This is a genomic window from Providencia sp. UF-183, assembly GCF_058246155.1.
Map to the genome: position 1 here is coordinate 100315 of NZ_JBSICD010000013.1, position 24494 is coordinate 124808.

The 24494-nt window shown below is 42.2% G+C and carries 23 protein-coding genes; 5 read left to right on the plus strand and 18 right to left on the minus strand.

Going from position 1 to position 24494, the window contains the following annotated elements; translation table 11 throughout:
• Positions 1–30 precede the first annotated feature (30 nt).
• Positions 31–585, minus strand: coding sequence for a GNAT family N-acetyltransferase (locus AC4IFT_RS13455; RefSeq protein ID WP_490751565.1), 555 nt, complete (start codon positions 583–585; stop codon positions 31–33).
• A gap of 4 nt (positions 586–589) precedes the next feature.
• A complete protein-coding gene (locus AC4IFT_RS13460) occupies positions 590–1030 on the minus strand; it encodes an acetyltransferase (RefSeq protein ID WP_490735533.1) in 441 nt (146 codons plus the stop codon).
• A 199-nt stretch (positions 1031–1229) separates the two neighbouring features.
• On the opposite strand from AC4IFT_RS13460, the gene agp reads away from it, so the two are divergent.
• The gene (gene agp, locus AC4IFT_RS13465; RefSeq protein WP_490735531.1) at positions 1230–2483 is read left to right on the plus strand and encodes a bifunctional glucose-1-phosphatase/inositol phosphatase; all 1254 of its coding nucleotides are present in this window, start codon (positions 1230–1232) and stop codon (positions 2481–2483) included.
• A 303-nt stretch (positions 2484–2786) separates the two neighbouring features.
• Here the strand turns inward: agp and AC4IFT_RS13470 are convergent, their stop codons facing one another.
• The 11 genes from AC4IFT_RS13470 to ttrS all read right to left on the minus strand — a co-directional run bounded on the left by AC4IFT_RS13470 (position 2787) and on the right by ttrS (position 15172).
• On the minus strand, positions 2787–3224 hold the full coding sequence (locus AC4IFT_RS13470; RefSeq protein ID WP_353242494.1) for a universal stress protein: 438 nt from the start codon (positions 3222–3224) through the stop codon (positions 2787–2789).
• Positions 3225–3429: 205 nt separating this feature from the next.
• Positions 3430–3999: a tetratricopeptide repeat protein gene (locus AC4IFT_RS13475; protein ID WP_490735529.1), complete on the minus strand. Its 570-nt coding sequence runs from the start codon at positions 3997–3999 to the stop codon at positions 3430–3432.
• A 596-nt stretch (positions 4000–4595) separates the two neighbouring features.
• The gene (locus tag AC4IFT_RS13480; protein WP_353242492.1) at positions 4596–5003 is read right to left on the minus strand and encodes an acyl-CoA thioesterase; all 408 of its coding nucleotides are present in this window, start codon (positions 5001–5003) and stop codon (positions 4596–4598) included.
• Between the two features lie 204 nt (positions 5004–5207).
• The gene (locus AC4IFT_RS13485; RefSeq protein ID WP_490735527.1) at positions 5208–5564 is read right to left on the minus strand and encodes a hypothetical protein; all 357 of its coding nucleotides are present in this window, start codon (positions 5562–5564) and stop codon (positions 5208–5210) included.
• Between the two features lie 108 nt (positions 5565–5672).
• Positions 5673–7091 carry an NAD(P)/FAD-dependent oxidoreductase gene (locus tag AC4IFT_RS13490; RefSeq protein ID WP_206086715.1) on the minus strand — a complete coding sequence of 473 codons (1419 nt, stop codon included), beginning with the start codon at positions 7089–7091 and terminating at the stop codon, positions 5673–5675.
• Positions 7092–7378: 287 nt separating this feature from the next.
• Complete coding sequence (locus AC4IFT_RS13495; protein WP_490751566.1) at positions 7379–8173, minus strand: PhzF family phenazine biosynthesis protein; 795 nt, start codon at positions 8171–8173, stop codon at positions 7379–7381.
• 139 nt (positions 8174–8312) lie between these two features.
• Entirely contained in the window at positions 8313–9842 is a 1530-nt protein-coding gene (locus AC4IFT_RS13500) for a peptide MFS transporter (RefSeq protein WP_490735523.1), read from the minus strand.
• Between the two features lie 383 nt (positions 9843–10225).
• On the minus strand, positions 10226–11464 hold the full coding sequence (mdtG, locus tag AC4IFT_RS13505) for a multidrug efflux MFS transporter MdtG (RefSeq protein WP_490735521.1): 1239 nt from the start codon (positions 11462–11464) through the stop codon (positions 10226–10228).
• Positions 11465–11684: 220 nt separating this feature from the next.
• Complete coding sequence (locus tag AC4IFT_RS13510) at positions 11685–12629, minus strand: Kdo(2)-lipid IV(A) acyltransferase (RefSeq protein ID WP_490751567.1); 945 nt, start codon at positions 12627–12629, stop codon at positions 11685–11687.
• 72 nt (positions 12630–12701) lie between these two features.
• Positions 12702–13298 carry a tetrathionate respiration response regulator TtrR gene (gene ttrR, locus AC4IFT_RS13515; protein WP_490735517.1) on the minus strand — a complete coding sequence of 199 codons (597 nt, stop codon included), beginning with the start codon at positions 13296–13298 and terminating at the stop codon, positions 12702–12704.
• A gap of 116 nt (positions 13299–13414) precedes the next feature.
• Positions 13415–15172, minus strand: coding sequence for a tetrathionate respiration histidine kinase TtrS (gene ttrS / locus AC4IFT_RS13520; protein WP_490751568.1), 1758 nt, complete (start codon positions 15170–15172; stop codon positions 13415–13417).
• A 254-nt stretch (positions 15173–15426) separates the two neighbouring features.
• On the opposite strand from ttrS, the gene ttrB reads away from it, so the two are divergent.
• Genes ttrB through ttrA form a run of 3 tightly spaced genes read left to right on the plus strand, consistent with a single transcriptional unit; the run spans position 15427 to position 20259 of the window.
• Complete coding sequence (ttrB, locus tag AC4IFT_RS13525) at positions 15427–16164, plus strand: tetrathionate reductase subunit TtrB (RefSeq protein WP_219249147.1); 738 nt, start codon at positions 15427–15429, stop codon at positions 16162–16164.
• Positions 16146–17192 (plus strand): tetrathionate reductase subunit TtrC, encoded by a 1047-nt coding sequence (gene ttrC / locus AC4IFT_RS13530; protein WP_490751569.1) that lies wholly within the window; start codon positions 16146–16148, stop codon positions 17190–17192. The genes ttrB and ttrC overlap by 19 nt, the downstream gene beginning before the upstream one ends.
• The gene (ttrA, locus tag AC4IFT_RS13535; RefSeq protein ID WP_490751570.1) at positions 17185–20259 is read left to right on the plus strand and encodes a tetrathionate reductase subunit TtrA; all 3075 of its coding nucleotides are present in this window, start codon (positions 17185–17187) and stop codon (positions 20257–20259) included. Before ttrC ends, ttrA begins: the two co-directional genes overlap by 8 nt.
• A gap of 159 nt (positions 20260–20418) precedes the next feature.
• On the opposite strand, the gene AC4IFT_RS13540 is transcribed toward ttrA, so the two are convergent.
• On the minus strand, positions 20419–21426 hold the full coding sequence (locus AC4IFT_RS13540) for a nickel/cobalt transporter (protein ID WP_490751571.1): 1008 nt from the start codon (positions 21424–21426) through the stop codon (positions 20419–20421).
• Positions 21417–22049 carry a DUF1007 family protein gene (locus AC4IFT_RS13545; protein WP_490751572.1) on the minus strand — a complete coding sequence of 211 codons (633 nt, stop codon included), beginning with the start codon at positions 22047–22049 and terminating at the stop codon, positions 21417–21419. Before AC4IFT_RS13545 ends, AC4IFT_RS13540 begins: the two co-directional genes overlap by 10 nt.
• Before the next feature lie 277 nt (positions 22050–22326).
• On the opposite strand from AC4IFT_RS13545, the gene trhO reads away from it, so the two are divergent.
• Positions 22327–23373 carry an oxygen-dependent tRNA uridine(34) hydroxylase TrhO gene (trhO, locus tag AC4IFT_RS13550; RefSeq protein ID WP_490751573.1) on the plus strand — a complete coding sequence of 349 codons (1047 nt, stop codon included), beginning with the start codon at positions 22327–22329 and terminating at the stop codon, positions 23371–23373.
• A 46-nt stretch (positions 23374–23419) separates the two neighbouring features.
• On the opposite strand, the gene AC4IFT_RS13555 is transcribed toward trhO, so the two are convergent.
• From AC4IFT_RS13555 to bssS, 3 genes are all read right to left on the minus strand, one after another.
• A complete protein-coding gene (locus AC4IFT_RS13555) occupies positions 23420–23572 on the minus strand; it encodes a LuxR C-terminal-related transcriptional regulator (protein ID WP_490751574.1) in 153 nt (50 codons plus the stop codon).
• Positions 23573–24013, minus strand: a complete 441-nt coding sequence (locus AC4IFT_RS13560; RefSeq protein WP_490751575.1) for a LuxR C-terminal-related transcriptional regulator — start codon at positions 24011–24013, stop codon at positions 23573–23575.
• Positions 24014–24230: 217 nt separating this feature from the next.
• Positions 24231–24485, minus strand: coding sequence for a biofilm formation regulator BssS (gene bssS, locus AC4IFT_RS13565; RefSeq protein WP_490735501.1), 255 nt, complete (start codon positions 24483–24485; stop codon positions 24231–24233).
• Positions 24486–24494 lie beyond the last annotated feature (9 nt).

The following is a 24494-nucleotide window of genomic DNA, read 5'->3' on the forward strand; positions in this document are numbered from 1 at the left end:
CTTTTTTGTGGGAATTGTTTTGGTGGCACTTTAATGACGGTAATCGCTCGCTTTGAGGCGATACAACACATGTTCTTGTAACCAATGACCATCAGGGAGCGCAGGGTGATAAAAATTATCTGGCTGTTTTGTCATGCCAAGACGCTTCATCACTGATTCTGATGGGGTATTAGGAACAGCAGTAAATGCCACTATTTCACGGAGATTTAACTGGGTAAACGCCAGTTGAATAACCGCTTTCGCCCCTTCAGAAGCTAAACCTTGGTGCCAATAAGCAGGGAGTAAGCGCCAACCGATTTCAACGCAGGGAGAAAAAGGCAAGTTAGCAGCGGGAATATTTAAACCCAAAAAACCAATAAATGCGTTGGTTTCTTTCAATTCGACAGCCCATAACCCCCAGCCACCTTGTTGGGTGAATTTGGTGATGATGGTTTCTAAAAACTGTTGGCTTTGTTGCTCATCCAATAGGGCCGGAAAGTAGCGCATTACATCGGGGTCGCTATTGAGTGCATAAAAAGCGGCGCTATCTTCCTCTTGCCATTTTCGAAGGCGTAACCTTGGGGTCTCTAACTCGATAATGTTCATGCTATTACGCGGTTTTTAAACGCATATGCAGCAGAGGAAAAGGGTTTCCTTCACCGTCTAGCTCAGAACGGCCATATTGCACAAAACCCATATGCTGATAAAAACCAACGGCTTGAGGGTTTTGCTCATTGACATCAAGCTCGGTGACACCTAATTCTTCAATGGCGTATTGCAGGAGTTTTTTCCCCGTTCCTTGCCCACGGTTTTCTGGAGAGATAAACAGCATTTCAAGGCGGTTTTCAGCACAACCGAGAAAACCTACCATTTTCCCTGCGTCATCAAAGGCGACAAATACCGCTAAATTTGGCAAATAAAGTTGCTTGATTGCCACTTTGAGTTCGTTGATTTTTTCTTCAGGTAAAAAATCGTGGGTGGCTCTGACCGAAGCCTCCCAAACGCGAATTATTTCATCATCATGTGCACGAGTGGCAGCTTGAACTATCATTATATTGTCTCCCTAAAATAATGCTGCAATCTTAAATCGCAGACCTGTATTGTCAATGGCTGATTTTAATTTTAGTTAAGGCTAGTTTTGAGATATTAATCTCAGAAAAAAAAGTCAGCTTTGTCATTATTAGATAAGTTTAGATTATTGGGACTGTTTAACGTCTTTTCACTTTTCCATATTGGGTAGGGGTATCTTAATGAAATATAAAGTGTTAACACTATGTTTATCTGCAGCTTTATTTGCACCGATTGCACCAACCATGGCAAGCACTGACACTCAATCAGATATGGTTTTAGACCAAGTATTAGTCCTTAGCCGCCACAATTTACGAACTCCGATTGTTAATACCGGTATCCTCACCGAAGTGACTGATAAAAAATGGCCGGACTGGGATGCAAAAAGCGGTTATCTCACCACGCAAGGTGGGGCGCTTGAAGTGTATATGGGGCATTATTTTAGGGAGTGGATTGATCAAAATAAACTTCTAGCGGATGAATTATGTCCAACCAGTAACGAAGATGTTTATATGTATACCAATAGCTTACAAAGAACGATAGCGACAGCACAGTTCTTTGCAGCAGGTGCATTCCCGGGTTGTAAAGTGAATATCCACCATCAGCCAGAAATTGGTAAGATGGACCCCGTCTTTAACCCAATTATTACCAATGGATCTCCTGAGTTTAAACAAAAAGCCCTTGCGGCAATGGATGATTACTTAAAAGGTTTATCACTAAAAGCGGGTTATGAAGAACTCGATACTGTGTTGAATATTAAAGATTCTCAAAAATGCAAAACGGACAAACTGTGCAACCTCGATAGCCAAAAAAATAGCTTTATTATCGAAGCAGATAAGGAGCCGGGTGTTAGTGGCCCATTGAAAATAGCTAATTCCGCAGTAGATGCTATCGACTTGCAATATTATGAAGGTTTCCCAGCAAATCAAGTGGCATGGGGGCTGGTAGATACCCCTGAAAAATGGAAAAAACTCAACACGCTAAAAAATGCGTATCAAGAAACGTTATTTACACCGAAAATTATCGCAAAAAATGTGGCTCACCCAATCCTCAATTATATTGATAAAGGCTTTGTATCTGTAGATAAAGGGGAAACCGCTAAATTTATTTTCTTGGTAGGGCACGATTCCAATATTGCGTCATTGATGTCAGCGATGGATTTCAAACCGTACCAGTTAGCTCAGCAGTATGAGCACACGCCAATTGGCGGTAAATTGGTTTTCCAACGCTGGACAGATAAGCAAACGAAAAAAGATTTTATGAAAGTCGAATATGTTTATCAAACGGCTGATCAGCTAAGGGACAATGCCTACTTATCCCTTGAAACACCACCAAAGCATGTCACTTTAGAGCTTAAAGATTGCCCAATTGATAAAAATGGCTATTGCTCATGGGAAGATTTCCAAAAAGTGATGGCAAAAGCGTTAGAACAATAAACGTCTGATAATCATGTTCAAAGCCCATTTGCTGCAAAGTGATATGGGCTTTTTTATGGCTCGATTTTTATGAATTAAATAGTGTCTTAGTTAGTGTAATCAAATAAAAGACGAAAAAAACCCCGCTATAAAAGCAGGGCGTGAAAATCACGAAAATGTTTATGAGGCTATAATCTACCTCAATTAGTCATAAAAATAGCACCATAATGTGTATGGTTTTATTGATTTTTGTAACAATCATTAAGTGTAAACTTATTGTTAGTAAATAAAGCTAAAACCATTAATAATTTGAGATAGATTAGCTTATCTGACAACTAATACACTGGTTTTCGCGTAACGTACGACGGAAGCCGCGTTTGAACCTAATAAATATGTTGTCATACTTGGGCGGCGTGAGCCTAGTAAGATAATATCGGCATGAATATCTTCGGCAGCAGCTAAGATTTCGTCTTTAACGGAACCCACGCTTGCTTTTGCATGCACTTTATCCGCAGGAATGGAGAATAATTTAATTTTCTCTTTTAACTCAGCAAGAATAATCTCAGCTTGTTTTTCATCATCAGGAAAATCACCCGGTAAAATGGTTCCACCGTAGCGTAGATAATTAGAAATTGGCGCAGTGACGGCCAAAAAGTGAACATTTGCATTATTCAATTTTTGCAGAGAATTGACATGTGGAACTAACATATTGGTCAGCGCGTCTTCGGTTACATCGATCGGAACTAAAATTGTATTGTACATAATTTCTCCTTTCTTCTTGTATATTATAAGTTTAGATCATTATCATTCATTTTGATATTGATTGTTAATATTAGAATAATAACCGATAGGCTTATCATAGGTTGTGAGCAAGTTGTCGCAATCAGATTTTTAGTAGAGAAATATGCAGCATGCGGGTACTTTCGACGCTGAAAATACCCGATGAAATCGTAGGGGAGAAAGGGAGTTATTTTTGTGGGCAGGCTTCTTTAATACCTGCTTTACAGGCTTGTGCTAAATACTCTGCAGCAGATTTATCATCTATTTCGGTGCCTTCACCACTTTCAAGCATCTTCCCAAGCTGGTATTGAGCGGGGGGGAATTTCTTATCAGCAGATTTTTGGAACCATTCAAACGCAGTAATATAGTTTTGTTTTACACCAATACCTTGGTAATAAAATTGCCCCATGTAGTTTTGTGCCTCAACATTTCCTTTATTCGCTGATTTTTCAAATAACTCCATCGCGGTTTCAAGGTTCTGTTCTACACCATTGCCATTTAGATACATATCGCCTAAAAATAACTGGGCATCAGAGTTACCTTTATTGGAGGCCATTGTTAGCCATTTTTTGGCTTTACCATAGTCTTGCTTTAATTCATTACCCAGATAGTAACCAATGCCAAGCATTACTTGCGCTTTAACATCGCCTTTTTGGGCTTCTTGCTCAATACGTTTGATGGTTTCTTTAGGCACCGCAGCAACACTGAGGCTGATGGGTAAAATAAAGATAAAAATAAGTGAAAGAATTCTAAGCATGGTTTTATTTCTTATATCATCGATGTTTATTACTATTATTTATAGGCAATAAAGTGAATTTTTGCACATTAATTATTGAGCTTGCCTAACTGCTTCAAACATATACATAAGGCTATAGCGCAGATATCGCTTTAAATAACGAATATTCTTGTAAGGCGTTACACCCTTTTGGGGTAATAATGTATTGAAATACTTTACGTCTATACTTGGTAAATTACAATGTTTATTCGCAATTACATCTTATAGGCGTATACTTTCGGTGTTAAAGGATGACCCTATGTGGTTGTTGTAACAAGATATTAATGATTCTTTGTTTTTTAAACTAAGTATTTCTAATTATGATGATTATATATTAATAGGCATTTTATAAATCAGGTATAAAAATTAATTTTTTGTTAAAATCTTTTTTGGTGAATTATGCCAAAAAATCTCATAATTTAAACCAAAAATAGATTTATTTAACGATTTTGGATTAACGAATTAAGAAATAAAAAACTAAATAATTAAAGGGTAGAGCGACAAATAAAGTGTAGATAAAAAATAGATCCACACTTTATTTACACCAAAAAGGTGATAATGGATGGAGGTTCTAAATACTATTCACCAAATAATGGTGTAGGTTTGCCATTGTCATCGATAGCCACAAAGTTAAACTGGCCATGGATCACTTCTTCACGACCTTCAAAATACATATCTTCTAAGAAGATGGAGACATTCACCGTTAAGCTGGTTCTACCAACGCGGATGACTTTTCCGACGAGTTCAACAATTGTGCCTGATGGGATTGGGTGGGTAAAATTGATCTTTTCCGTGGAAACTGTCACTAAACGCTTACGGCTAAAACGGGTTGCGGTGATAAAAGAGACTTCATCCATCCACGCTAAAGCAGTGCCGCCAAATAAGGTGCTATGGTGATTAGTTGTGGTAGGAAAAACGACTTTGGAAACACGGGAAATGGATTGTTCGATTTTTTGTGCGATGACATCATCAGCGATGGAACTCATGGTTGGGCCTTCAGTTGTTACTTGGTGTATTAATAATGTTAAAGCTAAGTGTAATACTCCTCATAAATAATTACAGTAATAAATGAGAAGTGAATCGATCCAGTCTGGACGGTTTTTGTCATAGAGCACATTTTGCTATCGCGATAGAGGGGGAGATTGACCCACAACGGTAAGATGCGGATCAAAATACATAAAATGGGGCGTTTAGTTGTCTAAATATTCAGCGCTCATACGGATGGCTTTCGCACTCTCGCCGCTTTTTACGCAAGAGACCAAAAAGGCTTTGGATTCCGCCCAAATAGTGGCAGAAAAATCTTCACCATCAATGTCTTTTTCGATAGTAATCGGGTAGTTTTCAACGCCATCTAGCCACTCTTTCAAACCTGATTTGCAGGTGGCAAAATCCTCTTTTGCTATTGTGCCATCCAAGACAGGCATAGAAGTTTGGGGTTTTTTCCCAGAAGCAATCATATTTTCTACTTGCTCTATGGTGTAGTTTTTTTCTGCCATTACGCCGAAACTGACTAACGAAATCATCATTCCTAATAATAATTTGTTCATAATCACTCCATTTGATTTAAGTCGTGAATGTTAAGGGATTGATGAATAATAGGCAATAAAAAACCCTCCAATTTGGAGGGTTTTTGTGATCGCGATGGAGCAAATAAATTAGCTGAATCTGTACAGACTAAATGGTTTCACATTCAGTGCAGGTTCTTTGCCTAATAATAAATCGGCTGTTAATTCAGATGAAACTGGGCTTTCTGTCATACCCCAACCTGTTGCGGTATTGATAACCAGACCTGGGTACTCATTGACTTGAGAAATAATTGGGTGCTCATCAGGTGCGATGGCCATTGCACCACTCCACTGATCAATCAGTTTTGAGTCTTTAAACGCAGGGAATTCGGTTTTAAGTTTCTCAAATGATGCGTTCAGTTCTGGTAGGTCTGGTAACGCTGTCATATTTCTGTGTTTTTCAAATGGGGAAACTTCATTCAGTTTCCAGCTAGTTGGCTCTGTGAATGAGTTAATCAGCTGCTCATTTAACGAAATATGCACTGGGAAATCAGGCATTGATAATAATGGGATATATTTATAGCCGTAAACGAAGGAGTCTTTCACGACTGGCGCGACGATAACACGTGGAGACGTTGCATAGGTGCCATCAGCTTGTTCACGGAAGAAGATATTACCTGGTAATGCGACGTTACCACCCGGTGCAGTTGGGGAACCAGAAATTAACTGTTGTGATTGGTAAGCCGGTAGAGTAGGGACATCTACCCCTAAATTCTGCATAAACAGACGAGACCAAACACCACCCGCAACGACAACGCGAGACGTTTTGATTGCCCCTTTTTCAGTGACAACATCTGAAATTGCGCCGCCCTGAGTTTCTAACCCTCTTGCTGCGCAATTGGTGTAAATTTTGATACCCAGTTTTTTAGCGTGCTCTGCCATCACAAAGGTTGCAATTTCAGCATCTAAACTACCTGAATCTTCTTCAAATCCAGCGATGCTCCATTTAGATTGCGCACCTTTTAGGCGCTGATCTAACTCTGCACCTTCAATAATACGGGTTTTGAATGGAATATCAGAACCGACATTTTTGCTGGTGGTATCAATCCACTCTCTTACGTTGACTAAGTCTTCTTCATCAAGAGGAACTTCAACACGGCCTTGCGTACGGTAGCTGGTGTCTGCACCGACTTTGGCATTCATCTCTCTCCAGCGGTGTTTGCCGAGATGGTGAAGCAAGAAGGTTTCTTCTGGCATTTTATAAGTGATAACTTGACCGTAGAAACGGGAAGATTGTTCACCAGCGATATTGCCTTTTTCAACGATGACAACATCTAAGCCACGACCAACTAACTCAATCGCAGTCATAATCCCAAGAATTCCAGCACCAATAACAACGACGTCAGCTTGTTGTGGTAGTGCGCCTTCAGTTCCAGCTACGAAGCCATGTCGTGGCTTACCCGGAACAAAGCGACCTTCACGCGTTAGCATTGGCGTTAAAATTCCAGCACCAGCGGCTACAGTGACAACCGCGCCACCGATAAGAAATTTTCTTCTAGTAATAGCCATTTATAGAGTTCCTTATATAGAATGAGTTTTTAACAGTTAATCAAAGCGTCAATAAGCAATACTTATAATTGTAATTATATTTTTAATTATAATTATGATTGTAAACTAATTTAACGTTGATTTAAAATTTTTAATTAAATGTTAAAAAAAATATTGTTTAATCTGAGATAAGGAACACAAAAGCGAGGGAAGAGTCATACCTATCGCATGTTGACTATCATTTAATGTCATTATTGATAGTACGGGTATTGGTTTAAATATGAGCTCTTGAGCTAAATTTTTACAATTTATTGATTAATTTGAATTTTACCAGTTAAAAATAGTGTGGCATTTCCTGTTAGCTTAACTCTGCCATTATTCACTTTGCAGTGGATCATACCGCCTCGTTTCGACAGTTGTTTTCCGACTAATGCTGTTTTTTGTAATCGTTTTGCCCAAATTGGCGCAATGGCACAATGGGAAGTCCCTGTGACAGGATCCTCATTTACCCCTTTAGCGGGTGCAAAGTAGCGTGATACGAAGTCACAATCGTCTTCAGTAGATTGTGCTGTGATTGTCAGTCCTGGCAGAGGAAGCTGTGAAAGTCGTTGCATGTCAGGCTGGCAGTTTTCGATTTGCTGTCTATTTTTAAAAAAACACAGATAACGGTCTTTGGCGAGCCAAAGTTCGGTGATTTCAATGCCTAAAATATCAGCTAGCTCAGGGTATTGGTTTGGTGAACTAAGTACAGAATCAAGGATTGGGAAATCAAGAGTTAACCCATGTTCACTACAGGTCACGATTAATTCGCCCGAAAGTGATTTGAAGACAATGGGTTGAGTGGATTGCTGCAAGACATTATTAAGCACATAAGCAGTCGCTAAAGTGGCATGGCCACATAAGGCAACTTCCATCTTTGGGGTAAACCAGCGGATATGTTGGCCCACTAAAAATGCGGTTTCCGATAAATTAATTTCCGCGGCTATAGCAATGAGCGTGTCATCTGGCAACCAATCATCCAATAACACAACAGCAGCAGGGTTACCGTGAAATAGGGTATCGGTAAAGGCATCAACATAATAGACAGGCAGAGAAAGAGGCATACTTAACATTCCGCTTATGAAAAATAAGGCAGAAAGTATAATCCGATTCAAAAAAAATAATAAGCAAAGTAATAGAAAGGAGAGGAGAAAACTGCCCAATAACATGGTGCTATTGAGCAGTTCAAATTAATGAAGATAATTACGCTTTAGCTTCGTTTTTATCCGCATTTTTAAGCATCTTTCTGACTGGAATAATCAGTGCAGCCAATACGACGGCACAGATAACCAATGCGATAGACACATGGGAGAACAATTCAGGCATTGAATCCAGTTGGTCTTTACGGATGTTTCCACCCATAATACCTGCCGCTAAGTTACCTAATGCACTCGCACAGAACCACAGACCCATAACCTGACCACGCATTTTTTGCGGTGCTAACAAGGTCATTGTTGCTAAACCAATTGGGCTTAAGCACAGTTCACCTAAGGTCAGTAATAAAATACTGCCCACTAACCAGAACGGTGAAACGCCGCTTTGTGTTGCTAATACTTGGTTTGCTGCAACCATCATGATAGCGAAACCGCCCGCGGCAAATAAAATACCGATAACAAATTTCGTCATGCTGCTTGGGTTCATATTGCGTTTAGCAAGGGATGGCCAGAACCAGCTGAATACCGGTGCTAACAGAATAATGAACAGAGCATTAATGGATTGGAACCAAATGGTTGGGATTTCAAAGCTTCCCATTTGGCGATCGGTATAGTCACGAGCGAAAATGTTAAATGAAGTCGGTTTTTGCTCGAAGGCTGACCAGAAGAACGCCGCTGCAACCAGTAAAATTAAACAGGCCAATAAGCGTGCGCGTTCACTGCTGTTTAAACCTGCAAAGAAGAACATAAACAGAAAGTAGATGCCCACACAGGTTGAAATTACATAGGCAGAGTTTCTCGCAATGATTGATGCGTTGAATGGGATTGTGCCGTTATCGATTAAAATAACCAATACTGCGAGCAATATCATTGCAAAAGTGACCCATTTGCCGACATTTTTGCGTTGAACTGTTGGGTGGTTCCAAGTGGAATCTAAGCCAACTTCTTTGTCATAACGGCGCATTTGCGGGATAGCATAGAAGCGGAAAATTAATAACGCCACTAACATTCCTAAGCCACCAAGGCCAAAACCTAAATGCCAACCGTATTTTTCATGCAGAGGGCCAATGATTAATGGGGCAATAAATGACCCCATATTGATACCCATGTAGAACAGAGAGAAGCCACCATCACGGCGCGTATCTTCTTTCTTATACAGAGTACCGACCATCACGGTGATACAGGTTTTAAATAACCCTGTTCCAAGTACGATCAGCAACAGACCGACAAAGAAGAAGGTATTCGTTAAAAATGCAGACATTGCGATGGATAAGTGACCAAATGCAATGATCAGAGAGCCGTACCAAACTGCTCTGCGTTGGCCTAACCAGTTATCGGCTAACCAGCCGCCTGGTAACGAGGTGATATAAACACCACCAGCAAAGATACCGACGATGGCAGAGGCTTGTTCAATTGGCAGCTCCATGCCGCCTTGTAAGAGTGCCGCACTCATAAACAGAATAAGCAGCGGGCGAACACCGTAGAAAGAGAACCTTTCCCACATTTCGGTGAGGAAAAGTGAACTCAGCGGGTATGGATGCCCGAAAAAAGTTTTTGTTTTAGTCGCAGAATTATTCATCTGTGAACTCCCATAAATCATCTCTTGAGAGGTTGTGCATGATATAAAACACCAAGCCGAGCGCCTGAGTGTCGATTATTATTTGATATGTTAACTTTCAGTTCGGAAACATATTTTTAACATACATTATTATAGAATCGCCTATAAACAGAATGAATTTATTGTAAAAGGCGTAGTTTTAAGGTGAAAAGTCGATATAACTCTCATTTCTCACGATAAGGTAGGGGAAGATACAGGATTTTTATTGACAATAAAAGAAAGAATTTTGAATCGATTAAGTTGTTATTAAACAGTTAGTTAATCATTTAAATTATTATTTTTTCGTTAAAAAAACAATAAAGCTTATAAAGCATCAGGTTTTTGGTTAAAAACTGTCTGGTGGATTATTGTTCAGTTGGTGAGGCGCGCAGGCCATCGGATTGGCGACGAATAATAAGCCAAGAATAGATAAGGTTAAAAAGCACTAAGGCCGCAGTGAAGAAAAAGACGGCTCTAAACCCATAAGTTGCCGCTACAAACGACCCCATCAGCGGCCCCGTTACATTACCCACATCACGCAGGGCTTGGTTGTAGCTGAAAATTCGACCTGTCACTTGGTGGGAAATATTATAAATAATCAGTGTCTGAACTGCTGGCAGCAGGGCGGCGTTGAGTGCCCCTAATAAAAAGCGTAGGAAGCCTAACTCCCAATAGCTACTCACGAGCCCCATCGGGAATAACACGAAAATTGAAGTGCCTAAAACGGCCAATAACACTTTTTCAGGGCCAATACGGTCGCTCAATTTACCCAGCATCGGTGCGCTAATTAACGCTGCAACACCGGGAATAGATGCAATGACCCCACTGACAAAGGCTAAGTTATCAAGAGAGTTTGATAGCTCCCGAACATACAGGGTGATTACTGGGTTAATAGAGCCCATTGCGGCTTGAATAATCATCGTGGTGAAAAACAGGCTGATCACCAAGTTTTTATTTCTTAAGGAGGCAAAAACTTGCTTACTGGTTAAGGCATCTTTGCGAGAAACAGGGGTAAAGCGCTCGCGAACATAAAAAAGGGTGACGAAAAAACAGATAAATAGCACAGTGGCCGTAATAAAAAAGACTGGGCGCAAGCCATATTGGTCAGCAAGGAACCCGCCAATTAACGGGCCAATCAGCGCGCCACTTACCGCCCCTGTGGCTAAAACGCCCATTGCCCAGCCGCTTTTTTTCACCGGGATTTGTGTGGCGATTAGCGCATTGGCATTGGGCACAAAGCCGCCAAGTAAGCCCAAGATGGCTCTTAACACCAATAACTGCCAAATATTTTGCGCAAAGCCAATTAATACCATCACAATCGCCATACCAAGCGCAGAGCGAAGTAGCATTAATTTACGGCCTTTGCGATCCGATAAGCGCCCCCAAAATGGCGCTGCAATGGCGGAAAACAAGAAGGTAATACTGAAAACGGCACCCGTCCATAAATTTAACGAGGCGTGGTCTTTGACGCCGAGTTCTTCAATATAGAGGGGGAGAAAAGGCATGATCAAGCTAAAGGCGGCGCCCGTTAAAAAGCAGCCGAACCAGACGACGTATAAGTTTCTTTTCCAGTAGGTGCCTTTTCCCGTCATATTTCCCTTCATATTCAACCCTACAGCTTTGTTGCCATCATTCAGCTACACAAGTCACGTACTTGTGTACGCTCCTTGGGATATCTTCATTTGGGCGCCTCGCTGTAGGGCTGACTATCTAGGGAAAACTTTCCACTTATTTAAGGAAAGCTTTCCACTCATTTAAGAAAAACTCTCCATCTGTTTAGGGAAAACTTTTTGTTAGGTAGGCCTACAGCTGTCTTGTCATAAATTAATGATGAATTTTATCGAGATCCCCATACAGCGACGCTTCGCCTTGTGGGCGCGTTTTAAAACGGCGATGTAGCCACATATATTGCTCGGGCGCGCGCAAAATTTCTTTTTCGATAACTTGGTTCATCATGGTTGCGGTTGCCACATTGTCTTCGACTGGGAAATTATCCACAGCAGGTTGAATGAGCAGTTCATACCCTTTGCCATTGGGCAAACGGCGAGGAACAAACGGAACAACAAGTGGATTCGCTAAGCGAAGCAATATTTGTGAACCATTCGTGGTTGCAGCTTTTTCAACAGCAAACAATGGCGCGAAGGTGCTATTGCGCGGGCCATAATCGTGATCAGGGGCATACCAGAGAATTTCCCCATCTTTCAGAACACGCACCATGCCTTTGACATCTTTGCGATCGAGCATGTACTTATTTGAACGTAAGCGTCCACGGGTTTGCAGCCAATCAATGAGAAGATTGTCATTGGCACGGTAAACACCAATGCCCGGGTTTAGCATGCCAAAGGCTCGACCACCAATTTCTAAGGTGAGAAAATGTACGCCAAGCACGATAATTCCACGGCCAGTCTCTTGGGCCGCTAACATATTTTCACGGCCTTCGACTTTAAGCCAACGCTTAACACGCCAATCAGGCCAAAACCATGCCATACCTGTTTCAAATAACCCCATACCGACAGATTCGAAATTTTTATCAATATAGCGTTGTCTTTCTTGCAAACTCATCTCAGGGAAACACAATTGCAGATTGCGATCGGCGATTTGTACGCGTTTTTTTAAGAAACGCTTGGAGAATAACCCGATGCGAGTTCCCATCCAATAAATAACGGGATAAGGTAATAGAACAAGAAGATAAAGTACGGCAATTCCCAACCATGTTAACCAGTAACGTGGATGAAGTAGGCGTTTTTGAAAAGCAGGAGCTGGTATCATTAATATCCGATTATTTTAGTTTGTAATGGTTAACTTTATTAATTAGGTTTAATTGAATCTAATTATATCAAATTATTCTTTTAATGAGTTCACTGACTGCATGGTACTCATCAATTCAGCAATGTTTCTTACTGCCATTTTTTCCATCACGCGGGAGCGATGCACCTCAACTGTGCGCACGGAAACACAGGTGGCTTCAGCAATTTCACGGTTAATTAAACCTTGAAGCACATAGCGACAGATTTCTTTTTCCCGAGGCGTTAGCATTTCATAACGTTGTTTAATCAAATAATTTTCGGTGGATTGCGTGGTTTGTTGCTGAGCTTGTTCAAGTGTTTTTGCCAGCTGCTGGCTATCAATCGGTTTTTGTAGAAAGTCGACTGCACCAAGTTTCACTTGCTCAACGGCCATCGGGATATCCCCATGCCCAGATAAAAAAATCACGGCTAATGTGCTGTGTTGATCGCGCAGAAACTGATGAACTTCTCGACCATCCAATTTTGGCATGCGCATATCAAGTAAAACCACCCCCTCTTGATGCAGGGCAGCATGTTGAATAAATTGTTCACTGTCATTCCAGACGGTGACGGTGTAGCCCAGCGTTTCAAGTAAAAACTGGCAAGCATCGGTCACATCGGTGTCATCATCCACTAGATGGATCACTGGCATAAATACATACCTCGTTGTGTAGAAGGTGACTCTATTCGATAGGCTTAAGTCAGCGTAATAAAGCCATTGTCACATATAATTAATCTGAATGTTATCAATTGCGTGGCAAACCGTGCTTAGTTATTCAAATTGTCGGGATAATGAAAAATGAGTGTCACTCTAAGGCCATTTAACCCATCGTCACTGAGATTGTTTTCAATGCGAATGTCCCCACCTTGGCTTTGGATCAGGCGTTGGCAAATCACTAAACCGAGCCCCAAGCCCTCTTTTTTGGTAGTAGCAAATGGGGTTATCCCTTGCTCTAACTGTTCAGATGGCATGCCACCAGCGTCATCCTGTAAGACTAATAAAAAACGGTTTTGAGCAAAATGGAAACCAAAACTTAGTGTGGTGGCACCTGCTTGCAGGCTGTTGCTAACCAAGTTGGATAATAATTGCTCTAATAAAGTCTCAGGCAGCATTAACGACACATCATGGGTGTCTGGTAAGAGTAGTTTAGCATTAGGGTAGTACTGATCAACGCGTAACAACTGCCAAATATGGTTAATGGCTTGCTTAACAGATTGTTGGCTTAGGTTCAGTGTTGGGTCTTGCCCCGGCTTACCTGCCCAGAGGCGTAAATTACGGATAATATCCGCACCACGTTGGGCTTGGTTATCAATTTTTGTTAACGCATTAATTAACGAGGTTTTTTCTGCGCCTTTATTTAGTAGCAAAATGCACCCTTCGGCATAGTGGCGAATAGCGGATAACGGTTGGTTGAGTTCATGAGCAAACCCTGATGCCATTTCCCCTAATATGTTGAGTCGCTGGGCTTTTTGCAGATTTGCCTCTTGCTGACGTAACCGGTTATGCGCTTCTTCTAACTGACGGCTGCGGCGGCGGACTAAAAAGGCAATCCACACGTGGTTCACCCCAAGCAATACAAAAAATAGGGCAACAAAGCCAAGGGTAATTTGATTTTGGATTGTCCAACTGACGATATCTTGCCAAATTTGCCGTTGCTGGGGGTGTTGGTTCACATCCCGCAAAAGCGTTTCCACTTGGGTCACAGAGGCGGGGGCTCCCCAGCGCATTGCGCTTTTATCTGTTGAGAGTAAGGTCTTAGTGACTTTATCGACAAGGTTATCCGGCACTTCGCTTAGGGCCGCAAATGACCAATTAGGATAAAGTTCGGTGCTGGTCAGGCAAGATAGCGAACTGGGATGTTGAATGAGCGGCCGAAATTGAGTTTTATCAATAAGCCCCTCACTGTGCATATTCTCCAGCAAACAAACCGGAACAATGACTGCTGATAACGAGTTATCGCGCAGTGCATATAATAAGGCATCTGCGGGGAAGCCCAAAAATTGCATCTGAAAATCTTTTTCGGCGTCATAGCCTAAATCCCGCAGCACTTTATAGCCTAAGAGATACCCACCAAAAGCATCAGGGGAAATCGCTCCCACTTTTTTGCCAATCAAATTTTGAGGTTCCGTAATATCACTGTTATTGCGCACCAAGATCAGGCTGCCAATCACGTTGCGTGTGGTGCTATTGGGTTCGACATCGGAACGCAAGGAAAGTAGCCAACGCAGGTGATAACGGCTATCGAGTTGAATAAATTGCGCGGGGTTAGTCAGCAAAAAATCAATCTTTTGGTCGGAAATGGCTTCTCGCATTTCATCGAGATTTAAAGGTTGGAGAGTGAAATGTTCCCCTGGAATTGAATCATTTAACGTATCGACTAAAGGTTGCCAGTGAGATTGGGTGGTACTGGGGCCGCGCAAAGCCAAAACGCCGATTGTCCATTGCGCGGAAATCCCCGGAAATGACCATATCAGAAGCATGGTTAATAGTATGTGATACAACGGTATAGGCGTTTTTTTTAACATATTTGGGTTATTCGTTGCGTTAGATCAATTTAGCTTCGGGTATGTGGTAAACCACAATAGGGCGCTGGCTCCTCTCTTCCTACAATGGCACGACAAGCTTTACCAAGATAACACACCAGTTTTAAAGAGAAATAAGAATTTCTGCGGTTATCTTAACCGGACTGAACCGATTGTCAATAACGCTTGTAAAACAAATAACATATTGATTAATAACTTTTATTTTCGCATTAGCAATGTCAATACTGGAGCCAATTATGGATCTGAGTAAACGAAAATTTCTACAACAAATTGGGGCAGTGACGGCGGGTGCGTCGTTAATTCCAATCTCGGAAGCTGGCCTAAACCTATCTCCAACACGTCATGAAGGCAACCCAGAGAAACGTTATGGGATGTTAATCGACTTACGCCGTTGTATTGGTTGCCAATCTTGCACTGTGAGCTGCTCGGTTGAGAACCAAACACCACAAGGCCAGTTTAGAACGACTGTTAACCAATACCAAGTCGCAGTGAAAGGCGAAGAGGGCTTTACTAACGTATTGCTACCGCGCTTATGTAACCATTGTGATTCGCCACCATGCGTGCCTGTCTGCCCTGTTCAAGCCACTTTCCAACGTGAAGATGGCATTGTCGTGGTCGATAACGAACGTTGTGTTGGTTGCGCTTATTGTGTGCAAGCTTGCCCGTACGATGCTCGTTTTATTAACCACTCCACACAAACTGCGGATAAATGCACCTTTTGTGCACATCGCTTAGAAGTCGGTTTATTACCTGCATGCGTCGAATCTTGTGTGGGTGGTGCGCGTATTATTGGTGACTTAAAAGACCCGAACAGTACCATCCGTAAAATGCTGACTGAACATGAAGCTGAGATCAAAGTACTCAAACCAGAGAGTGGCACATTACCACAAGTTTTCTATATTGGTTTGGATGATGCATTTGTGCAGCCGCTACAAGGTAAAGGGCAACCCGCATTATGGCAGGAGGTGTTCTGATGGACGGTCAAGTGACATATATTTCTGAAATTATGGCTCAGCCACAAGAATTTTTCTGGCTACCGTGGGCAGTACAATACTTTTTCTTTATCGGAATTGCCTCTTGCGCTGTGCTGTATGCGTGTTACCTGCATTGGCAAAATAAAAGCGAAAATGGTCGCTTAGAAATGATTGCGGTGTTTATTGCGATCACCATGGGGATCACCGCGCCGCTCGCGTTAACCGCAGATTTACACCAAACTGCACGGGTTTGGCATTTCTACGCACACCCAACACTGTGGTCTTGGATGTGGTGGGGCTCCGTTTTATTACCATTATTCACCACGTTTATTGGTTTATATTTTGTTGCCCTGATTGTGAAAATGATCTGGAAAAAAGAGTTTAAAGCAACACGTTGGGTGGCATTGCTAGCGGCGTTATCTGCAATGGGTTTATTGCTGTACACCGGCCGTGAAGCATCAGTCTTAAACGCACGTCCAATTTGGTATAGCTGGTGGATGCCAGTATTAATGTTCCTAAGTGCGTTGCAAGTTCTGCCTGCATTGATTGGTTTAGGTGCGCGTAAAGAGCCCCAATACCAAAACCGTTTAGCCCGTTTTCAAGTCATTACATTGCTGTTATTTGCGGTGTGTTTCGCACTGTGGTTATCAGGTGATACCACTTCGGGTATCGCGGTGCGCCAACAATTAGATACGGCAAGTGCAGGCTGGTGGATGCTGATGGGCGTTTGTGCGCTGTGGTTAATTACATTTTCGATGTCAGTGAGTAACGTAAAAGCTATCCGTTCAGTGCCTTACATTACTGTTTTAGCCTTAGTTTCGATGGCTTTTGCTTGGACATTACGTTGGATTTTCCTGATGGAAGTTCAAGCGGTTCCAAAATATAACATTATCGCGAATCCCTACCACTTCCCTCTGGGTACTGACGGCCTGATGGCTATTGTAGGCACATTTGGTCTGTGGATTGCGTTAACAATTATTGTTCGTGAAGGTGTTCGCTGGTTTGCGAGGAGAGTGCAACATGGCTAAATTCTCAAGACGTCAATGGCTTAAAGGTGGTTTAGTTGTCGGTGGAATTGCGTTATTTGGTGCAAGTTACCGTGATGTGGCTAAACGTGCAGTCGATGGTCTGGTTAATGGCACCTCCGGTAAAGTCACGTTAGACCGCCTTAATGGCAACTCACTGCGCCCAGAAGGCCAAGCGCTGAAAGGCTGGCAGGAAAACCCAGAGCAAGTTGTTGCAATGACCCAATGTTTTGGCTGCTGGACTCAGTGTGGCATCCGTGCCCGTGTCGATACAGCGAAAAATGAAGTGCTGCGTATCGCGGGTAACCCGTACCACCCGTTATCTCACGAAGAGCATTTCCCTTATGGTATGCCATTAAAAACGGCGTTCAACAAAATGAGTGGCGAGTCAGGTTTAGAGCATCGCTCAACGGCTTGTGCTCGTGGTGCGACGTTAATGGAAGGCTTAACCAGCCCACTGCGTATTTTAGAGCCGATGAAACGTGTCGGTAAACGCGGCGAAGGTAAATGGGAACGCATTAGCTTTGAACAACTGATTAAAGAAGTGGTTGAAGGCGGCGATTTATTCGGTGAAGGCCATGTGGATGGGTTAAGAGCCATTCGTGACCTCGAAACGCCATTAGACCCATCACAACCGAAATTAGGCCCGAAAGCGAACCAACTGTTAGTGACTAACGCAGGGGATGATGGCCGTGATGGCTTTATTCGTCGCTTTGCGCAAAACGGCTTTGGTAGCAAAAACTTCGGGGCGCACGGCTCTTACTGTGGTCTCGCTTACCGCGCAGGTTCAGGGGCATTGATGGATGACTTGGACAAAAACGCCCACGTCAAACCCGATTGGGATAACGTGCGTTTTGCCTTATTCCTAGGAACCTCTCCGGCACAATCGGGGAACCCGTTCAAACGCCAAGGCCGCCAGTTAGCGACAGCGCGTTTACGTGATTCCTTTAACTATGTGGTTGTTTCACCTGCATTGCCATTGACGACAACATTAGCCAATGACCACGGTCACTGGGTGCCTGTACAACCGGGTACTGATGCGGCGTTAGTGATGGGGATGATCCGCTGGATCATTGAAAACGAGCGCTATAATGCAAAATACCTCAGTGTGCCAAGTGAAAAATCAATGGAAGGCATGGGAGAGAAAAGCTGGACTAACTCAACCCATTTGGTCATTACCGATGATTCGCATCCATTAGCAGGCAAATTATTAATCTCCTCTTATCTCACTGGGGAAGAGGATGATGAAAAAGCGTACTTAGTTCAAGATGCCGCTGGCGAATTGAAACTGGCAGATGATGTCCCTGCAGCGGAGCTGTTTGTTACCCGCCAAGTCACATTACACGATGGCAGTGAAGTCACGGTGAAATCGAGCTTCCAATGCCTAAAAGAAGCAGCAAATCGCATGACGCTTGAAGAATATAGCGAACGCTGCCATGTACCAGTGAAAACTATTGCATCACTGGGCAAAGCCTTAACATCTTATGATAGAAAAGCGGCGGTCATTTCCCATGGCGGTATGATGGGGGGCAACGGCTTCTACACAGCATGGTCAGTCATAATGCTTAACGCATTGATTGGTAATTTAAACCTGAAAGGCGGTGTGTCTGTTGGTGGCGGTAAATTTAACGGGGAGAACGACGGCCCACGTTACAACATGGCGAGCTACAAAGGCAAAGTGAAGCCAAAAGGTGTTGTGTTATCACGCAGTAATGAAGTCTATGAAAAATCAGATGAATTTAAAGCAAGATTAGCCGCAGGCGAAAAACCGTATCCAGCAAAAGCACCTTGGTATCCGTTTGCCAAAGGGCAATTAACCGAGCAATTGGCGTCCGCATTGATGGGTTATCCATATGCCCTTAAAGCGTGGATCACCAATATGACGAACCCAGTATATGGCATTGCGGGTATTCGCCAAGTGATGGAAGAAAAACTGAAAGACCCAAAACATCTTCCATTAATTATTGGTATCGATGCCTTTATGAATGAAACCACTGCGCTGGCGGACTACATTGTGCCAGATACCCATAACTTTGAGAGTTGGGGTTTCAGTGCGCCGTGGTCGGGTGTTCAAGTCAAAGCCAGTACGGCGCGTTGGCCAATTGTTGAGTCCCGTACAGCGAAAACCGCAGATGGCCAGCCAGTTTCGATGGAAAGCTTCTGTATTGCAGTGGCAAAAGAACTGAAATTACCGGGCTTTGGTGACAACGTGATTGAGGATATGGATGGCAATATGCATTCACTCAATACTGCGGAAGACTATTACCTGCGTGTCGCTGCCAATATGGCGTGGTTAGGGGAAAAACCGGTACCGGAAGCGGCAACGGAAGACATCCAAATCAGTGGTGTTGAACGTATTTTACCTGCGATCACTCGCACGCTAAAACCAGAAGAAGTGCGCCGTGTGGCCTACATCTTCACACGCGGTGGCCGTTTTGCACCGTATGAAAAAGCGTGGGATGGCGATGCGACAGGACCACAGTGGAAAAAAGGGTTACAAATTTGGAACCCAACCGTCGCGATTAACCGCCATGCGATTACGGGGGAGCGTTACAGTGGCTGTCCAACCTACTACCCACCACGTATGGCGAACGGCGATGATGTCAATAAAGTGTTCCCTGAAAAAGAGTGGCCGCTGAAACTGATGTCATTTAAATCCCATGTGATGAGCAGTTCAACCACTGTGATTGAACGCTTACGCCATGTTAAACCGACCAACCTTGTGGCTATTCACCCTGATGATGCTGCGAAAATGGGGGTAAAACACGGTGATTGGATCCGCATCACCACACCGGGTGGAAATGCAGAAGCTCAAGTAAGTGTATTAGATGGCGTGATGCCAGGGGTACTCGCGATTGAGCATGGTTATGGTCACACTGAAATGGGCGCGAAACAGCACTATTTAGACGGCCAACCTATGCCAATGAACGCAGCAAATGGTTCAGGCATTAACTTAAACGACCTCGGGTTTGCTGACCCAACACGTGAAGTAGCGAATACTTGGCTTGACTGGGTATCGGGTGCTTCTGTTCGCCAAGGTTTACCGGCGAAAATAGAGTTAATCAGCTAGCTAGGTTTTAACGTAGTAGTAAAAAGTTGCTACCTTGCAGGGTTCTGCATAGCGTTGCAGGTCGGCAACTTTGTTTTAAGCAGTTGACATTGTGCATCAACAGTGTGCTTATCGCACTGTGACTTCGGCAAGTGCCAGGGAGGGGGAGCCCTCCCTTTTTTAATGCAGTAATGGTGAAGTTGCTTGTTCTATCGTACCGCTTTGGTACAACAAAGCACCCATCAGCACAAACAGCACTCCAGCAATAATCTTAAGCGAAATTCCCCAATACGGTGACAGTTGAGCGCCTTTTAGACGTGAAACACGCAGTGCACTATCACGCATAAGATGAACGAACACAGCAATTAAGCAGATTGTGAGTGCTGTGCCGATTGCCATCATCAACGCCGCAATAATTCCCCAAACGTACGCATCAATCACATAGGAAAATAACAGCACCAAAATTGCGCCTGAGCATGGGCGGATCCCCATCGAAAGAATAATCAGTAATTTACTTTTGAACCCTGCTTGTAGCTGGTCAGATTGAATAACATGCTGATGCCCACAACCACAGCTAGCGGACTCCGTTTGCGCCGTGTTATAAATAATTTTTGCTTTTGATTGATTGAGTGGCTGAATACTTCGTAACGTTAAAGCGGCTGGCTTTTTGGGTTTGCTGATTTGCCAAAGACGACGTATCGCACTTACACAAAGAAATGCGCCCAGCAGGATCACAAAAACGTAGCTGATTTGCTCTGCATAAGCACTGGCTTGGTTTAGGTGTTTGGTGGAGAGCTGGAATAAAATTAGCACAAAAGAAACCAGCAAAATTGCCACTAAGCCTTGTAATAAGGATGCCAGTAAGCTGATGAACACACTTTGTTTTAAGTGAGTGGCCTGTGTGGCGATATACGTTGTGATGATTAATTTACCGTGTCCTGGGCCAAGGGCGTGTAAAAAACCATAGGCGAAACTGGCAACGACCAATAATCCGCCGGCATAAAATGGCCGGGTTGCCGTTTCTTGGAGCAGGTAAGATAGCCCTTGGTTTAACTGTTTTTGCCAAACAATACTCAGCTGCAGCCATGCGCTCCAGTGGGTGTAAACTAGCCAAGTAGAATAAGCAATCAGCGCGAATAAAACGATTGCAGCGAACCACTTTTGATTACGTAACGAAATTAAGGGCATTGAATATCCACCCGCTGTGCAAATTGCTTACCGAGTGCTAAATCATCATCTGGTGTATCACTTTTGTCCAATGAAAACGCATAGGCACGCATGGAGTCTGTAATATTGGCTTCTTCTAACGTCAATTTACAGGTTGCGGCAAGCTCTAAAGGTAGCGTAATTTGCTGCGAGTTTTGGTAGGTCATACTGACATAAAATGAAGGGTCGTAAGTCTGAAGAGTCACATGAGAATCTTTGATTGGCAGCGGTTGCATTAATGATGCGGTGAAATTAAATACCAAAGAAAACCCATCTTTTTCAAGTCGGTAACTCTCAGGTACACGCTTAAAACTGATTTTTTTTCCTTGATAATAGAAATCAGTGAAATAATCCTGCATTAATACATTTGCCATCACAATGGCTTCTTGTTGTTTCCAGCGTGGATCATCTGTTTTTACCCCTTTGAGTTCATACAAAATATCCGCTGAGGTCATCGGGTCCATTTTCCAAACATAGTGGATCCCTGAGTAGTTATCTTGTTTAGTTTCAAGCGTCATTTTCATTTCAATAAAACTGTGGGGGTGGGCTGCGACCTCTGGGGCAATAATCGCTAAAATAATAAAAGAGATAGGAAGTAATCGCATCGTTTTATACTGTTTAAAGGGTTTGAATTCCCAATGTTATAACATAACGAACTTGGATCGTGAATAATGAAATATGACTAAAATGCGTCACTAAAATAAGAATATGGCAGTTTAAACGATTTAATCATATCTCAATAACAAAACCACTTAAAATAAAGGGTTTTTTATTAACACAATAACAGCGATAATATAAGCGAATAACCTAGTGGTTGTGTTGTTGGATGTCATTAGGTTAACTGCTTAAATATTATCTAGTTACATAGGAATTGAGAACACCATGCCAGTGTTACATAACCAAGTTTCAAATAAAATACTCAAAGAACGCATGTTGGCTGAAACGGAGCCACGTACCACCATTTCTTTCTATAAGTATTTTAATATTCAAGACCCTGCTGCATTTCGTAATGAATGGTATCAACAATTCAAAGCGTTAAGCGTATTTGGCCGTGTATATATTGCCAAAGAGGGCATTAATGCGCAGATTAGCGTGCCAGCATCTAATGTTGATGCATTACGTGAACTGATTTATCGCACAGATCCTGCATTAAATGATTTGCGCTTAAACATTGCTATTGATGATGATGGAAAATCGTTCTGGGTTCTGCGTATGAAAGTGCGCGATCGTGTGGTTGCTGATGGCATCGATGATGAGACATTTAACCCAGCGAATACAGGGCAATATCTCAAAGCGCATGAAGTTAACGCAATGATTGATGACCCGAATACTGTGTTTGTTGATATGCGCAACCACTATGAATACGAAGTTGGTCACTTTGAAAATGCAGTAGAAGTTCCATCGGACACGTTTAGAGAACAGCTCCCGATGGCAGTAGAAATGCTGCAAGAGCAAAAAGATAAGAATGTCGTGATGTATTGCACTGGTGGGATTCGCTGTGAAAAAGCGAGTGCTTACATGCTGCATAACGGCTTTAAAAACGTTTACCATGTGGAAGGCGGTATTATCGAATATGCGCGTAAAGCAAAAGAACAAGGTTTACCTTTACGTTTTAAAGGAAAAAACTTTGTTTTTGATAACCGTATGGGCGAGCGCATTACTGATGATATGTTGGCGCACTGCCACCAATGTGGGGCACCTTGTGATTCGCATACCAACTGCCGTAATGATGGCTGCCACCTTTTGTTCATTCAATGCCCAGCCTGCGCTGAAAAATATGAAGGTTGTTGTAGCGCTGCGTGCAATGAAGAAATGAAACTGCCAGAGCAAGAGCAACGCGCACGTCGTGCTGGCCGTGAAGTAAGCAATAAAATTTTTAATAAATCTCGCCACCGGTTATCTGATGGCTTATTAAATAGTGATAATTAATCTAAGCTCACGCTAAAATAATAAAAGCCCTTTCTAGGGCTTTTATTTAATATAAATATTTAAACACATTGTAAATAAAAAACAGTTCAATTCTATTTTTAACGAAAACCTTACTTGCAATATGGCGTTTTTGTGAATAAACTGTACTATTGCTTATCCCCAATTTTTTGGAAATAATATGGTTGGGTATTTCATTCATTCAGTTATTAATTATTTTTTGCTCTTTCACTGTAAATATAGATGTCTCTGTATTATTGGTTAATTTGGTTATTTTTTCTATTTGATCATAGTCATTAATAACTTTGTCCAATGTTTTAATAATAATATTTTTGGATAAAATAAAGAAGTTATCTTTCAATAACAATGGGTTGTCGGTTAATGGGTAAGGGGCGTTGATATAAATATAAAAACGAATATTGCCTGATAGATTTAATAACCCTCGTAAGGTTGGGCAATAGTTAGAATAATGGCAATAATAGGTTAAATTAACAAGAACAATACTTGGTGAGTTTTTATTTATAGATTTAATAGCTTCACTTAAACACCCAGTACTAATAAAATTTAAATCTTTATTTTTTGATAAATATTCGGTGATGCCAAGCCTTGTATAATAACACTCGTCAATAACTAATATCTTCATTGGGAACGTCCTTGTTCGAAAGAGTATTACAATAAAGGGGAATAGCTAGGAAAGTCAACTGAGGAATAATAAAAATAAAGAATGAAATCGTTAATTAAAATTAAACTTGACCAAAACAATAAAAATAAAAAAGTAGTTATATATAATATAACTACTTTGGTGGTGAACAATAAATTTAAGGAATGGATATTGAAAACTCAAATATCCATTTAATCGTTTAGTGTGTTTTAAAATTAAATTCGATGTATTCCCCTGACTCTATTTTATCCACGCCAGCTTGAAGAATATCAATCAATTGTTTTGCGACATCCGTGGTAAGCCACATGGTTTTATCCACGACAGCATCGCTTGAGTTATTATCTTGTTCGGGGAGGTAGTGCAAACGCAACATCATGGCATCATAGGCATCTACGGTGCTGATGTCCCAGCCAACTACTGGGTGAGTTTGAATGACATCATCTTTTCTATTCATAAAACCTCC

Excerpts from the sequence above, each read along its gene's own strand:
- AC4IFT_RS13455 (WP_490751565.1), bottom strand. The coding sequence starts at position 585 with ATGAACATTATCGAGTTAGAGACCCCAAGGTTACGCCTTCGAAAATGG.
- AC4IFT_RS13460 (WP_490735533.1), bottom strand. The coding sequence starts at position 1,030 with ATGATAGTTCAAGCTGCCACTCGTGCACATGATGATGAAATAATTCGC.
- agp (WP_490735531.1), top strand. The coding sequence starts at position 1,230 with ATGAAATATAAAGTGTTAACACTATGTTTATCTGCAGCTTTATTTGCA.
- AC4IFT_RS13470 (WP_353242494.1), bottom strand. The coding sequence starts at position 3,224 with ATGTACAATACAATTTTAGTTCCGATCGATGTAACCGAAGACGCGCTG.
- AC4IFT_RS13475 (WP_490735529.1), bottom strand. The coding sequence starts at position 3,999 with ATGCTTAGAATTCTTTCACTTATTTTTATCTTTATTTTACCCATCAGC.
- AC4IFT_RS13480 (WP_353242492.1), bottom strand. The coding sequence starts at position 5,003 with ATGAGTTCCATCGCTGATGATGTCATCGCACAAAAAATCGAACAATCC.
- AC4IFT_RS13485 (WP_490735527.1), bottom strand. The coding sequence starts at position 5,564 with ATGAACAAATTATTATTAGGAATGATGATTTCGTTAGTCAGTTTCGGC.
- AC4IFT_RS13490 (WP_206086715.1), bottom strand. The coding sequence starts at position 7,091 with ATGGCTATTACTAGAAGAAAATTTCTTATCGGTGGCGCGGTTGTCACT.
- AC4IFT_RS13495 (WP_490751566.1), bottom strand. The coding sequence starts at position 8,173 with ATGCCTCTTTCTCTGCCTGTCTATTATGTTGATGCCTTTACCGATACC.
- AC4IFT_RS13500 (WP_490735523.1), bottom strand. The coding sequence starts at position 9,842 with ATGAATAATTCTGCGACTAAAACAAAAACTTTTTTCGGGCATCCATAC.
- mdtG (WP_490735521.1), bottom strand. The coding sequence starts at position 11,464 with ATGAAGGGAAATATGACGGGAAAAGGCACCTACTGGAAAAGAAACTTA.
- AC4IFT_RS13510 (WP_490751567.1), bottom strand. The coding sequence starts at position 12,629 with ATGATACCAGCTCCTGCTTTTCAAAAACGCCTACTTCATCCACGTTAC.
- ttrR (WP_490735517.1), bottom strand. The coding sequence starts at position 13,298 with ATGCCAGTGATCCATCTAGTGGATGATGACACCGATGTGACCGATGCT.
- ttrS (WP_490751568.1), bottom strand. The coding sequence starts at position 15,172 with ATGTTAAAAAAAACGCCTATACCGTTGTATCACATACTATTAACCATG.
- ttrB (WP_219249147.1), top strand. The coding sequence starts at position 15,427 with ATGGATCTGAGTAAACGAAAATTTCTACAACAAATTGGGGCAGTGACG.
- ttrC (WP_490751569.1), top strand. The coding sequence starts at position 16,146 with ATGGCAGGAGGTGTTCTGATGGACGGTCAAGTGACATATATTTCTGAA.
- ttrA (WP_490751570.1), top strand. The coding sequence starts at position 17,185 with ATGGCTAAATTCTCAAGACGTCAATGGCTTAAAGGTGGTTTAGTTGTC.
- AC4IFT_RS13540 (WP_490751571.1), bottom strand. The coding sequence starts at position 21,426 with ATGCCCTTAATTTCGTTACGTAATCAAAAGTGGTTCGCTGCAATCGTT.
- AC4IFT_RS13545 (WP_490751572.1), bottom strand. The coding sequence starts at position 22,049 with ATGCGATTACTTCCTATCTCTTTTATTATTTTAGCGATTATTGCCCCA.
- trhO (WP_490751573.1), top strand. The coding sequence starts at position 22,327 with ATGCCAGTGTTACATAACCAAGTTTCAAATAAAATACTCAAAGAACGC.
- AC4IFT_RS13555 (WP_490751574.1), bottom strand. The coding sequence starts at position 23,572 with ATGAATGAAATACCCAACCATATTATTTCCAAAAAATTGGGGATAAGC.
- AC4IFT_RS13560 (WP_490751575.1), bottom strand. The coding sequence starts at position 24,013 with ATGAAGATATTAGTTATTGACGAGTGTTATTATACAAGGCTTGGCATC.
- bssS (WP_490735501.1), bottom strand. The coding sequence starts at position 24,485 with ATGAATAGAAAAGATGATGTCATTCAAACTCACCCAGTAGTTGGCTGG.